The following is a 14,593-nucleotide window of genomic DNA, read 5'->3' on the forward strand; positions in this document are numbered from 1 at the left end:
CTTGATTGAATTCAGAAAATTAAAACAAGAATAATAGAAAAAAAGCATGAACGAAGAAAATCTCACTCATGCTTTTTCTGTTATTTCACTATTTTTGTAGAAGGCTTGCTTTCGTGATGAAGACGATTAAGAGCCGTAATCTTGTAAGTATCCATTTTCTTTTGATTGACTGGGAGGTCTTTAATCGTTGTTATGGCGCCTTTTTCTTTTCTAACCGTTTGCAGCAATTCATATGTTCCTTTATTTGTTAATCGATAGACCGCATAATAGGATACGGTAGAATGCGGATCATTTTTGATTTGTAAAGCCGCACCATCCGATGTCTTTTTCACAGATTGAATGATTGGTTTTTTAGGTGCTTTCTGATGAAGCCAAGGCATTTCCGGAATGAGAGCTGGTTTGCTGTATGACTCTTCTATCAATCGATCCTTTACATTCAAAGGGTTGCGATTGAGATCCTTCAGGCTGAAATGCATGCTTCCCTGCACAAGCTGTGACTGCCTGTTCAGCTCAATCTGCCTAAAATATTCTTCCGGGTCAGACCAAGCAGGGTCACTGTTTTGATTAATTTTATATGCCGCCTGCCCAATGTACAGATGAACCGGCTCCCCTTTCACCTCATTTGACCACCATTTCGTCAGCACATCATAAGCGGCAGCTTGAAAGCCGATGCTCCAGTAAATTTGCGGAGTAACATAATCAATATCGTGCTGCTGAATCCACTCTCTTGTATCAGCATATAAATCATCGTAGTTGGTCATTCCTGCAGTGGTGTTTGAACCAGTCGGGTCATCTTTTATGTTGCGCCATACCCCGAATGGACTAATACCAAATTTCACATACGGTTTTTCTTTCTTAATGGTGTCATTGATTTGCTTTACCAGCTGATTCACATTATCTCTTCGCCAATCTTCTATATGTGTAAATGCTTTTTTTCCATATTTTTCATACGTTTCTTGATCTGGAAATGGTACACCGGCTATTTTATATGGATAAAAATAATCATCCATATGCACTGCATCAATATCGTAGTTTTTCACAACTTCTTCGATACCGCCGATAATGAAGTCCTGAGTTTCAGGAATACCAGGATTGTAATAAAGCTGATTACCATACGCAATCGTCCAATCCGGATGTTGTCTTGCAGGGTGATCGGCAGACAAACGGCTGAGATCAGTATGATTCATTGTGATTCGGTAAGGGTTAAACCAAGCGTGAAATTCAAGGCCGCGTTTATGAGCTTCTTCGATCATAAACTCAAGCGGATCGTACCCCGGATCTTTCCCTTGTGTTCCAGTCAAATATTCTGACCACGGCCCGTATGCTGAAGGATAAAAGGCATCTGCTGTTGGTTTAATTTGCATAATGACGGCATTCATATTCATCGCTTTGATTTCGTCTAACAAACGAATAAACTCTTGCTTCTGCTCTGCTACGGGCAGCCCCTTCTTTGAGGGCCAATCTAAGTTATAAACCGATGCAATCCATACCGCGCGCATCTCTCTTGTGCTCTCAAGCTTCCCTTTTGGCACTGCACGAGCTGCTAGACTGCTAGAAGGAATCAATAAAAATACAAACATCAACATCAGTGTTAAAACTGTCATACTGATCTTTTTCAGCATGTTTTGCATCACCTCACCTTAAGTTTATTCCGCTTTTTGTGATGGAATGCCAGCAGATGGTGTAAGCAGAATGTTTTTCATTTCATTGAGATGAGCTTCAGGGACTTTGCAGGCTTCAATTAAATACCGCTCTGCACTCCCGTATGTCTCCAGCATTTCGTGCAGCACATCTTCAAGATAATCTTGCTGCACACCGACAAGCGGCTGAATTTGTTCTTTTGACACCCGGTATAAACTCATCAATCGGACAAATCGTTCCTGCCTTCTGACGAGCATTTGCACGCCTTCATTGGAACGCATGTATTCACTTAAAACGACAGCCAGCGGTACACCTGCCACCAACTGAATCAGGGCAGATAAAAAACCTGTACGGTCCTTGCCACTCGTGCAGTGAAGCATCAGCGGGTAATGGCTTTGATCTGAAAGCAGTGTGAACAGCTGCCGAATCTCTTCTTTACGCTCTGTCAGCATGCTTTGATATAACTCTTTCATGATCGGTGTAAATGAGAGAGACTTCCCTTCTGTTACCAGCATACGAAACATGGTCCATTTACTTGGCATCTTACTGTCAGGCTGCATCGGAATATGGACGATTTTGTCGTGTTCCTTGATCTTTGGCGGATGTGATTTACGTTCTGAGGCTGTACGGAGATCACAAACGGTTTGAAGTCCGAGTGCTGAGAATATCTCAATGTCTTGTTTCGACAAACGGGATAAGTCTGCGGATCGATAAATCATTCTCTGTTTGATCACCATCCCATCTGTTGTTTGAAGTCCCCCTACTTCTCTAAAATTCGCAAGCTTTGAAAATGGGTTGTTTGATTGATTCATAGAAGTGAAAGTTCCTTTCTAGTTTCTTTCTTTTTTCTATCATACGCTTTTATATCAAAGGAGAAAAGAGAATCAATTGACCTAATCCATGTAAGAGAATTTATTGGTATAATGGAAAAAGGACATTCGGATTGATTGGAGATATGAAGTATGATAAAAACAAAACGGATTCAGCAAATCAAAGAGTATGTGTTTGACCGTGAATCTGCCTCACTTGATGAGCTTGTTGCGCATTTTGGTGTCTCAAAAAACACGATACGCCGAGATGTACAGGCGTTGGTCGAGTCCGGCGTACTCAAAAAAGTGTATGGCGGAGTGGCTGTGAACCACTCAACGTTAGTGGTGTATCAGGAGCGAAAGATCCGTCAGCTCAGTAAAAAGCAATTGATCGGTCAGACGGCTGCCGCTTTTGTGGAAAACGGGGATATGATTTTTATTGATTCTGGTACGACAACGCTTGAGATGCTCCCCTATTTGACGGAGAAACAGGTGACCATTGTGACCAATAATGTGGATTTCATTACACAGGCGATGCCTTATGAAAATCTCACCATCTTTTCCACTGGTGGGATGCTTGAAAGAAAAACGAATTCTTTCGTTGGTTATCAAAGTGTTGAGCGCTTAAAAGCTTACAATGTCAATAAAGCCTTTATCGCATCAACTGGTTTATCCATTGATCACGGCGTCACGAATTCTTCTCCGCTTGAAACCGATATTAAAAAGACGCTTGTTCAAAAAAGTGCCAAAACCTTTTTATTAGTGGATGATAGCAAATTCGATCATTACGCCTTGACCACGTTTTGTGATTTGCACGAGATTGATATCGTCGTGACCAATCAGGAGCCACATGAAGATTATCTTCAATATGGAAAAGAGCATGATGTACAGTTTGTCACACCTTCATCAAATGAATAGATGGACAAAAAAACGGCTCAGGAATTTGAGCCATTTTTTGATTCATTGATTTCAAGCTGTATGATCATACGGAATAAAAATCGATACACGGCCGAGATGACGTCAATGAAAGCCGTATCTTCGTGGATATTCTCAAGCTCAAGAAGCTGCAAATTCACATCAAATAAGCCATCTTGTCCATTAAATTGAAGCTGAGCACCATTTAATGGCGATAGCATGTCCTTTAGAATATTCGTGTCTTTTTTAGGACGTTTTAAACCGAATAGGACGGTATACGTCTGAAACACTTCATCCCATTCAATGGCCAAGCCATCCACTTTCACGACATCAAACCACTTGGATTCGATATAAATGAATTCTTTTTGATGTTTTTTCACATATGTAAGCGGTGTGTTTAGAAATGAGGGGTTTTCTGTTTGAATCATGTTCTCTGATTCCTTGTCTACACGCTCTATATATACATCGCCAAAACGGGCTTCTTCTTTTATTCTCGCTCCTTCTAATGTCCAATTGCGGCGCGCCGCTTCATCATATTCGAAGTCTGTCAGCGCCTGTCCTTCTTTTAATAGTTCTTGTAAGCGATTTAGTAACGACATGGCTATGTCTCCTTTCTTCTTCATGTGCATTCATTATTTTAGCATAACTCATGAAAAGAAAGATATGTCCTAGCATATGATGGTATGATAGTGTCAAAAGAAACATCTCGGAGGGGTACGTTTTGCTCACAATGACACTGGCAGAAAAAATCGTAGATGAGGTTAAAAAGGTGCTGACTGAGGAAATCATCATCGCACAAACAAACGGCACCATCATTGCAGCAACAGATCCAGCGCGCGTTGGACAATTTCATGAAGGAGCGTATCTGACATCTTTTGAAGGACAGAAACGAATTCTCACAAAGGATGACCAGCAGCACATGAAAGGCGTCAAAGCTGGCATCAATCTGCCTATTTATTTTAAGCAAGAGGTCATCGGGGTCATTGGAATGACAGGAGATCCTGTACATGTGTCTCCTTTTGGCGAAATATTAAGAAAAATGACCGAGCTGCTTATTCATGAACATGAATTTTTTCAAGAAACTGAAACGGATGAACGTCAGCTCGAAGCGTTTGTATTCGACTGGCTTCATCTGCCAGAGACAGCGATTGATCTCACTGAAAAAGCGTCGCGGCTTCAGCTTGATATCAACAAGGAGCGCGCAGTTGTTCTGATCGATTGTCAGGATGAATCGTTTATGAAGCAGAATCAATACAAAAAATTGAAGGAAACGCTGCATCTCAACAGCCAGGAGATCATCGTCCGCTGGGGGCATGGCCGCTTTTTACTCATGCTGCAAACAACAGCAGATGATCGTAAAGCCCTGCAGCAGCGCCTGTTTCACATCCATGCCTCCCTTACGGCGCAGAGCTCGCCCGGGGTTTTGATTGGAGCGGGAAAACCAGCAGCTGCTCATTTGATGAAGCAATCGTTTCAACAAGCCTTTCGAGCATTAAAAATGGCACATGCTGATACTCCGATTGTATTTGATGAAGATTTAACGCTCGAACTTTTTATGGAGGAAGTAAGTCAGGAAACAAAAGAAGTGTTTCTTGATCGAACGATCGCCCCTCTTCTCCCCTATCCTGAATTAGTGAAAACATTGCGGGTACTCATGACCTCAGATTGCTCATTGAAATATACCGCAGAAGCGATGCATGTCCATATCAATACACTGCATTACAGGCTAAAACGAATCCAAGAGTTAACGACACTTGATCCAAAGCGCATGCAAGATGCCATGCTCTTTTATTTAGCCTTCATGCTATTAGATGATGATCCAAAAAAACGAAGCAAACAGCCCGATATTTTGTAGAATCGTCCATAGGCATGAGGCGATTCTTTTTTTATACTGAAACAAAACGATACGTCTCATCAATAGGAGTTGAATGCGTATGTTACATTCTGAATTTTTAAATCAATTAAAAAAGATTGTTGGCGCGTCTTACATGCAGGACAGTAAAGCCGATCGGCTTGCCTACTCTTATGATGCAACACCAAATTTTCAGCATATGCCAGATGTCATCGTAAGCCCGCATACGGCTGAGGAAATCCAGCAAATTGTCCGGCTCTGCGCTTCATATAACATACCAATCGTGCCAAGAGGATCAGGAACGAACCTTTGTGCAGGCACATGTCCCACTCAAGGCGGACTTGTGCTGCTGTTTACAAGAATGAACCAATTAATAGAAATAGATGAAGAAAACCTGACAGCAACGGTGCAGCCTGGTTTGATCACACAGGAACTTATTCGCCAAGTAGAGGCGAAAGGCCTCTTCTATCCACCTGATCCAAGCTCTATGAAAATCTCTACATTAGGCGGAAATATTAATGAAAATTCAGGTGGTCTCCGGGGGTTAAAGTATGGAGTGACGAGAGATTATGTCCTTGGACTTGAAGTCGTTCTGCCAAACGGTGACATCATCAAAACAGGCGGCAAGCTTGCAAAGGACGTGGCCGGGTATGATATGACCCGTTTGTTCGTAGGTTCAGAAGGAACGCTCGGGATTGTCACTGAGGCCACGCTGAAGCTTTTGCCGCTTCCAGAAACAAAACAAACGATGCTTTGCTTATATGAAAGTTTAGAGGAAGCCGCCGCTTCAGTGTCGGCGATTATTGCAGAGCGTATCATCCCCGCCACATTAGAATTTATGGATCAGCCGACTCTGGAAGTCGTTGAAGACTTTGCAAAAATCGGTTTGCCGACTGACGTTCAAGCGGTGCTGTTAATCGAACAAGACGGCCATCCTGAAGCGGTTGCCCGTGATATGCAGCGCATCGCAAAAGTGTGTCAGCAGCATGGTGCAAAAGAAGTGAATATCGCACATTCTGAAGAAGAGGCAAATGCACTTTTAACAGCGAGACGATCCGCTTTATCTGCCCTCGCCCGCTTAAGCCCGACGACCATTTTAGAAGATGCCACAGTTCCCCGGTCTGAAATTGCCAGCATGGTGCGGGCGATCGAAGACATTGCGAAGCAGTACAAAGTGAAGATCTGTACATTTGGTCATGCAGGTGATGGCAATTTGCATCCTACTTGTGCAGCAGATGCAAGAAATGAAGAAGAAATGAAACGGGTGGAAGAAGCCTTTCAGGCCATTTTTGAAAAAGCAGTCTCACTTGGCGGCACCATTACGGGTGAACATGGCGTGGGTCTTATGAAAGCTCCTTACTTAGAACTGAAGGTTAAAAAAGAAGGCATTGCGGCAATGAAAGCGATCAAACAAGCGCTTGACCCGGAAAATATCATGAACCCTGATAAAGTGTTTGGAAAAGCCGCAAGAAAGCGGGTGGTGGTCTCATGAGTTCTAAACAAACAGAGATTCAGCAAGCATTTCAGCAGCAAATGGACGAAAAAGAGCTGCTCAATTGCATGCGCTGCGGATTCTGCCTTCCTTCCTGCCCGACTTATATTGAATCTGGTCAACAAGAAACACACTCTCCCCGCGGCCGAATTGCTTTAATGAAGGCGGTGAGAGACGGCGTCATTGAGCCAGATGAAGATGTGGAGCATTCACTGAATCTTTGTCTTGGCTGCCGTGCATGTGAACCGGTCTGCCCTTCTGGCGTTAAATATGGACGGTTACTTGAAGATGCAAGAGACATCATTCAGCAGCACAAAAAACAATCCATTCCTGTCAAACTTGTAAGACGTGTCGTGTTTAAAGGTCTCTTTCCTTCACAAAGCCGAATGCGGAAAGCAGCAGGACTTCTTCGTTTTTATCAAACATCTGGTCTGCAAACGGCTGCCCGCAAAACTGGCATGCTGAAGGTGCTTCCACCGCATTTACGTCTGATGGAACAGGCGCTTCCAAAGGTGCCGCGTCAACGAAAAAGCCGTTTGACGGAATACAAAGCCGCCGGCCCAGCGAGAAAACGGGTCGCCTTTTTTACTGGCTGTTTAATGGACACCGTTTTTTCCAGCACAAACGAAGCGACCATCCAGCTTTTGCAGCTGGCAGGCTGTGACGTCATCGTCCCTCCTATTCAGACGTGCTGCGGAGCGCTCCATGGCCATAGCGGTGAAAAAGAACAAGCGAAACAGTTAGCAAAGCGGAATATTGAAGCGTTTGAAGAGATAGATGCGGATGCCATAGTCATGAATGCTGGCGGTTGTGGTGCCTTTTTAAGTGATTACGATCATTTGCTTCACGATGATCCGGATTTTCAAAAGCGAAGTGAAGCCTTCTCAAAGAAAATCACGGATATATCAGACATTTTAGTGGAGCTGGAATTTCACCGCCGCATGCCGCTTGCTTTGCCAGAGCAGGTCATCACCTATCAGGATTCTTGTCATTTGCGGAACGGAATGGGCGTACAGCATGCACCAAGGGTGCTGATGAAGGCCATTCAGGGTGTATCATTTAAAGAAATGAAGGATTCGGGCCGGTGCTGCGGCTCAGCTGGCATTTACAACATCTTGCAGCCAAAGATGTCGATGCAAATTTTAGATCATAAAATGACAGAAGCTAGTCAAACAAAGGCCGCTGCCATTGTTACATCTAATCCAGGCTGTCAGCTGCAAATGGCAGCAGGCATCAAACGCTCAGGGCACTCGCCGAGCATGCGTGCCGTCCATCTAGCTGATTTATTATTAGAAGCCGTTCAATATGGAAAAAAAGCGTCCAGCCCATCAAGCTGAACGCTTTTTTCATGCATATCTTTAGACAATCGGTTAGATAATAGAGGCAAATCGCCGAAGGAGCTGGTCCAAATGCTGAAGAAAAACAAACAACAAAAGGACCCGAATTCAGTATTTGAAGCATTGTCACGTTCTGCTGATTTTACAAATGAGCTGTCTCGAAATGGAGATTTTCTGTATAGGATTTCCTTTTTTCGTTCATTGATTAATGGACATCTTCTACATGAACAAATTCTCCCCTCCCTCAAACAACTGCACCTGTCACCCACTCTTGAAGAGCTGAAAGAACGAATTCCCATTGAGCAGGCTGTCATCACGAGCGATCTTCAAAAAGTGCAAGAAGCCCTTCACCGGGGCAGCATTGCGATTAGACTTGAGACAGACTGGGGCAAAACGCTTCTCTTGCCGATTGAAGAAAAGAAAGGCAGACAAATAGGTCCGCCTGAAATTGAATTTGGGATTATCAGTGCACAGGAAGCATTTGTGGAGGTTTTAGATACCAATTTAAATTTGGTCAGACGGCGGCTGCCGACGCCTAACCTGAAAGTTGAGGAAAAGACGGTTGGTACGCTCTCTCAAACAAAAGTTGCCGTGTTATATATTGAAGAAATCGCCAACCCAGAAAACATCGAAACGGTTCTTCAGCGAATTGAGGACGTTGATTATGATCAGATTTTAGATGCGAATTACCTCGCTCAAATGCTTTATGATGTATCCAATACGATCTTTCCGTTGTTTTTGAATACAGAAAGACCCGACCGCGTGTCTTCAGGCTTATCAGAAGGGAAAATTGCCATATTAGTTGATGGTTCGCCTCATGTCTTGCTTGCCCCAACTATTTTACTTGAGTATTTTTCCACGATGGAAGACTACAATATGTCATGGATTGCGGCTTCTTGCTTTAGGCTGTTACGCATATTTGCTGTGATATTTTCCATTTTTGCGACACCTTTATATGTCGCCGTTTTAACCTTTCATTATGAACTGATCCCAAAGGATTTATTAGAAACCATTGTCTCCTCGCGCTATCTTGTGCCATTTCCTCCGATCATTGAGGCACTATTTTTAGAGATTTCGATTGAATTACTAAGAGAAGCAGGTTCAAGGCTCCCAGCTAAAGTCGGTCAGACGCTCGGGATTGTTGGAGGGATTGTCATTGGACAGGCTGCTGTAGCAGCAGGCTTAACGAGCAATATTTTACTCATTATTGTTGCCCTGTCTGCTCTCGCCTCATTTGTCACGCCTATATACAAAATGGGCAGTACCATTCGGCTGCTGAGATTTCCTTTTTTAGTTGCAGCACAGGTTTGGGGCGCATTAGGTATTGCTGTGATGGGATCTTTTCTGCTCACCCATTTAATGAAATTAACTTCAATTGGCCGGCCGTATTTAGAGCCTATTTTTCCAATGCGCCTTGCTGATTTAAAGGGCAGTTTGATTCGTCCTCAGCTCCGTTTTTTGAACAAAAGGCCGGAAAATTTACGTCCTCAAAATGAAACCATCCATCGCTCTAAGCCGAAGCAAGGCCGCAAGGGGAAAAATGATTTTTATGAATAAGGAAGTGAAGGCATGAGCTCTTCTTCTGTCAAAGAGAAATTTCAAGTATCCCCTTATTTTGTGTTTTTTCTCATCAATGCCAATCAAGTCGGTGTCAGCATTTTAAACTTTCAAACAAACCTTGTTCGTTCTATCAATAATGATGGATGGATCGCTATTTTGATTTCTGGCATGAGCGTCAATGTGATGGTCTTTCTCATGTACTTGATGTTTAAAAAGGCCCCTTCGGATGAATTTGGTGAAATCACGCAATATGTATTTGGCAAATGGATTGGGCAATTATTCAACATTCTTTATATCTTATATTTTGCTTCTTTGTCGCTGACCGTTCTTATCCATTACATGGATGTGATCCATGTATGGCTGTTTAAAGAAATTCCTGGTCTTTTGTTTGCGTCTGTACTGCTGCTGCTTGTGTATTACATTCATACTGGCGGCTTTAGAACCATTGCTGGATGGGCATTTTTTAGTGTTGTACTGACGTATTGGATGACGTTTATCTGTTTTTATGCCATGAAATATAGTCACATTCGTTTCATGTTCCCAATGTTTGATCATACATTTTCGCAAATGCTTGTGGGAGTCAAAGATGCATCCTTATCCATGTTTGGTTTTGGCACGCTGCTTGTCTATTATCCCTTTATTAAACAAGCTCAGACATCTCAAAAATTTGCTTACATGGGGGTATTATTTACGACATGCTTAAACTTGCTCACTTTTCTCGTCTCTATAGCGTATTACTCAAGTGCTCAGCTCAAATTAACAAAATGGCCGACGCTAACGTTAACGAGCATTGTGAAGCTTCCATTTATCCAGCGCTTTGAATTTATTGAAGTGTCTCTTTGGCTGCTTCTGATCATTCCTAATATCACGATTCCATTATGGGCAGCGAGCCGAATGGCAAAAAAAATGCTTCATACGAGCCAGCGCGTCACGTTCATCGGGCTCAGCATCCTCATTCTGATCATGTTTTCGTTTTTTGCCAGTGCAACTTCTTTTGAAACCTTTAATCAATGGGTGGAATTTAGCGGATTCATTCTGATCTATGGATTGATTATCTGTATGGTCATTGGACTGATGCTGAAAAAAAGGAGGGGGAAAAAACGAGCATGAAACGTTATATACTTACGGGCCTCATGTTGGGTAGTCTTTTGTTAACCAGCTGTGCAGAGCCCCGCCTTTTAGATGAATTAAATATCTCTCAGGCGGCAGGATTTGATTTATTGGAAGATGGAGAAATGAAGGGCTTCTTTGTCTTCCCTGTCTTTAAAAGTCAAGAGCAAGGAAGTTATCAAATATTAAGCGGAAAGTCAAACACCATTAGTAATATTCAATTTCTCGTGTCAGAAGAATCACCTTTTCCAGTAGTCATGGGCCAGGTGCTCGTTATTTTAGTCAGTGAAAAGTTAGCAAAAGAAGTCGGCATGATCGATTTAATGAATTATATTTATCGTGATCCTATCATTGGTTCACGTCAAGTGTTTGCGATTGTAGGCGGAGAAGTGGAAGAGTTATTATACACAAAAATGAATCAAACGAACTTAAATATAGGTGTATATCTTTCTGATCTGCTCGCCCAAAATATGCGAAATGGCAATGAACCTGTCACCAATCAGCATATTTTTATGAATCAGATGCTGGCAAAAGGGGTCGATGCATACCTCCCCTACATTAAGAAAAAAGGCAATGTCATTAAGATCACAGGAGTCGCTCTGTTTGATCATGAAAAAATGGTCGGTCATATCCCTGGAAAAGACACGTTCACATTTAAAGCGATGATTGAAAATCATAAAAATGGCATCTACGAATTTCAATTGGCTGATCATGCAAAGACCCATGTCGTCATTGAAAATATCAAATCCCATGTGTCTTACCGAATTAAACCAACGGAAAACCTAACAAAGAAGCCTCAGATCATGATTGATATCAAACTGAAAGGTGAATTAAAAGAATTCATGAAGTCCAAAAAAATTGATAAACCATCTATATTGGACCATGTTGAAAAAGAAGTAGAAAAACGTGTCGCTCAGCAAGGACAAGACCTTGTTCAATCCTTTAAAAAGCAAAACATAGATCCGCTTGGGCTGGGCCTGAGGTATAGATCAAAAGACAAAGCAGTAACACCAGAAAAGTGGAAAAGCATTTATCCTGATGCAGATGTACAAGTTAAATGCCACATGAAGATTGTTCAAACCGGAGTCAGCCAATAAAAAGGCTTATTCAAATGTCTTGCTTGTTCTCCAAGATGTTGGACACTTTCATTTTCACTCGTGGAACCGGATCTTTTTGATGAACATCATGTAAAATCTTTTCTACTTCATTTTGATCAGTTCTAAGAATTTTAGGTGAAAATTTTTCCACAAGAGCCGGTCTATTCCCTTTTGCACAGTTTGCCATTGTATCTAGTGCAATGAAGCAGAAAGGTCTTCTTTTGTTTAGCCAAGATTTCATTCTCTCCCAGGTTGGGCAGCTGACGGCTGCCAGCCTTTCCCACTGATCGTGAAAATGGGTGCAATTTGACTCCATCCAATCCAAAATTTTGTGAGAACGGAAACGATGCAGGCAAATAAAAGCCTCTAACGGCAATTCTTTTTCACTGATCGATTTCAATTTTTCTAATATATGGTGTAATCCCTCCTCTCCCGGCAAACTGCTGGCTGCTGCCCACGAAAATGGGTAAAGGAATTCTTCGTCCTCGTAATCCAAAAGTTCCCTGACCCATTCAGCGGCAAATGTATCTAGAACATCAGCCGTGATCTCTAACATTCGTGATTTCACTTCGGCATGCTCCGTTTCATAAAACCTACTTTGGCTTCAAAGCATCGATCATCCTCAAGAAACCATCTAGTGATTGAAAAGTCTAATAAAGACACCAAATTATGCCTAACGGCTTGTAATGTTGGAGCTTTCTCGCTTTTGACAACTTCCTCCTCTAATTGGAAAGCCTGTCCGTCCTCTCCATAAAAATCATCGCGGGAGTAAAAATTGTTTAGGAGAATGGAGAACAGCTAGGTTATACCATTCAATAGGCCGTAATGAATAGCTGAGCAGTCTTTCGTGGCATTGATGGCATAATTCATAAGGCTGTTTCGGTTCATCAGTCGCTTCTAAAATGTTCATTTCGTTTTTTTGACAGGCTTCACATAAAGCAGTTGTCCCCATTATTTTCACTTACTTTTACTGCTATTCTGCTTCTTTCATTCGAGCAAGCTTAAGGTGAAATAGAAATCATTCTTTCTATAACCGCGGCCATTCGTCCATATTGTTTCAAATGAAGAAATAATGATCTTCTAATCTTCATCCTTTACATCGGGATCTTCCGGAATCGGTTCATTTAAGATCTCTTGGACGAGCTCTTTATATTGTTCGAGCTGCTTTAAATGCGTTTGAAACTGCCCTTGATAAATGAGATAAGATTCCCCGTCAAATACGTAACGAATCTTTTTTTGCTGGATTAATTTTTCAATATACGCTTCTGATACTTCCAAGTATTCAGCTGTTTCTGCGATTGTTAAATACATGTTTGTGCACCACCCGTTCGTTTCATCTAGCAAATTATATCACGAGCTGGTGAAAAAACAGATATCGCTTGTTCATGTTTTTTTCATCTTTTCTTCACTGATTCGTCAACTCACTTTTGTACAGTATTCATACACCCACTCAAACACTAGGAGGTGATGATCCTTCGGATGACAAAGAAAAATATTCGGATCTATGCCGCATTTTTAACTGTAGGCGCTAGCAATACGATGATTGACTTTCTGTTCTTCTTTTTTTTAACTGCTTGCTTTGTTCCCCCTTTTCTTGCCCAGTGCCTGTCCTATACTGCAGGAATGCTGAACAGTTATGTTTGGAATCGAAAATGGACGTTCCAAGTGAAAAAGAAAGCTGACAAGTGGGAATGGATCAAGTGGGCCACAGTCAACGGCGCAGCGTGCCTCCTCACCTATGTTGTCTTATATGTCATACAGCAAGCAGGTTTCTCATTATTCATTAGTAAAGCGATTGGTACCCTTCTTGGCATGATGATCACTTTTACTGGAAGCCGCCTATGGGTTTTTCCATCAGAAAATAAACCATCAGAAATGGAGCGATGATTCAATGAACATTAAAAAAGCCGTCATACCAGCAGCCGGATTAGGCACACGTTTTTTACCCGCAACGAAAGCACAGCCAAAGGAAATGCTGCCTATTATCGACAAACCCGCCATTCAATACATAGTTGAAGAGGCTGTTCAATCAGGCATTGAAGATATACTAATTATCACAGGAAGAAATAAAAAATCGATTGAAGATCACTTTGACCGTTCGATTGAGCTAGAACAGAATTTGCTTGAAAAAGGAAAAAATGAACAGCTGGCTGAAATCAAACATATTGCGGATATGGCCAATATTCATTATATTCGTCAAAAGGAACCCTTAGGTCTTGGACATGCGGTATTATGTGCACGTCATTTTACTGGCAATGATCCTTTTGCGGTCCTTTTAGGTGATGATGTCATGGTGTCAGAAAGACCTGCACTCTCTCAGCTCATGGAAGTCTTTGAAGACAAACAAAGAGAGGTCATTGGCGTCCAGCAAGTGGATCGTCTAGATGTCAGCAAGTATGGTATGATAAGACCAGCTAGAGTAGACGGTCAAGTGTTTGAAGTCACAGACTTAGTGGAAAAGCCAGCAATTCATGAAGCTCCTTCCGATTTAGCCGTCATGGGCAGGTACCTGTTAACACCATCGATTTTTCCTATTTTACAAGGAATCGAGAGAGGTACCGGGAACGAAATCCAGCTGACAGATGCGCTGAAAATCATTGCACATGAATCACCCATTTATGCAACACAATTAGAGGGGATGAGATTTGACGTTGGTGATAAGCTCGGCTCATTTAAGGCAGCGGCAGAACTTGGATTAATGCGTCATGATATGCGGCCAGCCATGCTAGCATATATGCAAAGCATACTCATGAGAGAAGAAAAACAAGCATAGGCTCTTA

The 14,593-nt window shown here is 42.2% G+C and carries 15 protein-coding genes; 9 read left to right on the forward strand and 6 right to left on the reverse strand.

Annotated elements, in window-relative coordinates:
• Positions 1-80: 80 nt before the first annotated feature.
• Entirely contained in the window at positions 81-1,622 is a 1,542-nt protein-coding gene (locus tag EV579_RS05225; protein WP_133744079.1) for a glycoside hydrolase family 10-like protein, read from the reverse strand.
• Positions 1,623-1,646: 24 nt separating this feature from the next.
• Positions 1,647-2,453 carry a tyrosine-protein phosphatase gene (locus tag EV579_RS05230; RefSeq protein WP_133744080.1) on the reverse strand — a complete coding sequence of 269 codons (807 nt, stop codon included), beginning with the start codon at positions 2,451-2,453 and terminating at the stop codon, positions 1,647-1,649.
• 150 nt (positions 2,454-2,603) lie between these two features.
• Between EV579_RS05230 and EV579_RS05235 the strand changes: the two genes are divergently transcribed.
• Positions 2,604-3,368, forward strand: coding sequence for a DeoR/GlpR family DNA-binding transcription regulator (locus EV579_RS05235; protein ID WP_133744081.1), 765 nt, complete (start codon positions 2,604-2,606; stop codon positions 3,366-3,368).
• Positions 3,369-3,385: 17 nt separating this feature from the next.
• On the opposite strand, the gene EV579_RS05240 is transcribed toward EV579_RS05235, so the two are convergent.
• Positions 3,386-3,964, reverse strand: coding sequence for a branched-chain amino acid aminotransferase (locus EV579_RS05240; RefSeq protein ID WP_133744082.1), 579 nt, complete (start codon positions 3,962-3,964; stop codon positions 3,386-3,388).
• Positions 3,965-4,086: 122 nt separating this feature from the next.
• Here EV579_RS05240 and EV579_RS05245 point away from each other — a divergent pair, with 122 nt between their 5' ends.
• The 6 genes from EV579_RS05245 to EV579_RS05270 all read left to right on the forward strand — a co-directional run bounded on the left by EV579_RS05245 (position 4,087) and on the right by EV579_RS05270 (position 11,813).
• Positions 4,087-5,220, forward strand: a complete 1,134-nt coding sequence (locus EV579_RS05245) for a CdaR family transcriptional regulator (protein WP_133744083.1) — start codon at positions 4,087-4,089, stop codon at positions 5,218-5,220.
• 79 nt (positions 5,221-5,299) lie between these two features.
• Complete coding sequence (gene glcD / locus EV579_RS05250; RefSeq protein WP_133744084.1) at positions 5,300-6,709, forward strand: glycolate oxidase subunit GlcD; 1,410 nt, start codon at positions 5,300-5,302, stop codon at positions 6,707-6,709.
• Entirely contained in the window at positions 6,706-8,046 is a 1,341-nt protein-coding gene (locus EV579_RS05255; protein WP_133744085.1) for a (Fe-S)-binding protein, read from the forward strand. The genes glcD and EV579_RS05255 overlap by 4 nt, the downstream gene beginning before the upstream one ends.
• Before the next feature lie 72 nt (positions 8,047-8,118).
• Positions 8,119-9,603, forward strand: a complete 1,485-nt coding sequence (locus tag EV579_RS05260; protein ID WP_029707952.1) for a spore germination protein — start codon at positions 8,119-8,121, stop codon at positions 9,601-9,603.
• A gap of 12 nt (positions 9,604-9,615) precedes the next feature.
• Positions 9,616-10,716, forward strand: a complete 1,101-nt coding sequence (locus EV579_RS05265) for a GerAB/ArcD/ProY family transporter (protein WP_133744086.1) — start codon at positions 9,616-9,618, stop codon at positions 10,714-10,716.
• Positions 10,713-11,813 (forward strand): Ger(x)C family spore germination protein, encoded by a 1,101-nt coding sequence (locus EV579_RS05270; protein ID WP_133744087.1) that lies wholly within the window; start codon positions 10,713-10,715, stop codon positions 11,811-11,813. The genes EV579_RS05265 and EV579_RS05270 overlap by 4 nt, the downstream gene beginning before the upstream one ends.
• Before the next feature lie 10 nt (positions 11,814-11,823).
• Here the strand turns inward: EV579_RS05270 and EV579_RS19115 are convergent, their stop codons facing one another.
• From EV579_RS19115 to EV579_RS05280, 3 genes are all read right to left on the reverse strand, one after another.
• A complete protein-coding gene (locus EV579_RS19115) occupies positions 11,824-12,381 on the reverse strand; it encodes a hypothetical protein (protein ID WP_243837388.1) in 558 nt (185 codons plus the stop codon).
• Between the two features lie 189 nt (positions 12,382-12,570).
• On the reverse strand, positions 12,571-12,774 hold the full coding sequence (locus tag EV579_RS19120) for a hypothetical protein (protein WP_240503384.1): 204 nt from the start codon (positions 12,772-12,774) through the stop codon (positions 12,571-12,573).
• 119 nt (positions 12,775-12,893) lie between these two features.
• A complete protein-coding gene (locus EV579_RS05280) occupies positions 12,894-13,124 on the reverse strand; it encodes an excisionase family DNA-binding protein (protein ID WP_039179160.1) in 231 nt (76 codons plus the stop codon).
• A gap of 168 nt (positions 13,125-13,292) precedes the next feature.
• On the opposite strand from EV579_RS05280, the gene EV579_RS05285 reads away from it, so the two are divergent.
• Both EV579_RS05285 and galU read left to right on the forward strand, forming a co-directional pair.
• A complete protein-coding gene (locus tag EV579_RS05285) occupies positions 13,293-13,700 on the forward strand; it encodes a GtrA family protein (protein WP_073205885.1) in 408 nt (135 codons plus the stop codon).
• A 4-nt stretch (positions 13,701-13,704) separates the two neighbouring features.
• The gene (gene galU, locus EV579_RS05290) at positions 13,705-14,586 is read left to right on the forward strand and encodes a UTP--glucose-1-phosphate uridylyltransferase GalU (protein ID WP_133744088.1); all 882 of its coding nucleotides are present in this window, start codon (positions 13,705-13,707) and stop codon (positions 14,584-14,586) included.
• Positions 14,587-14,593 lie beyond the last annotated feature (7 nt).

Origin of the sequence: Bacillus sp. BK450, from assembly GCF_004364885.1 — a bacterium.
GTDB classification, from domain to species: Bacteria; Bacillota; Bacilli; order Bacillales; family Bacillaceae; genus Bacillus; species Bacillus safensis.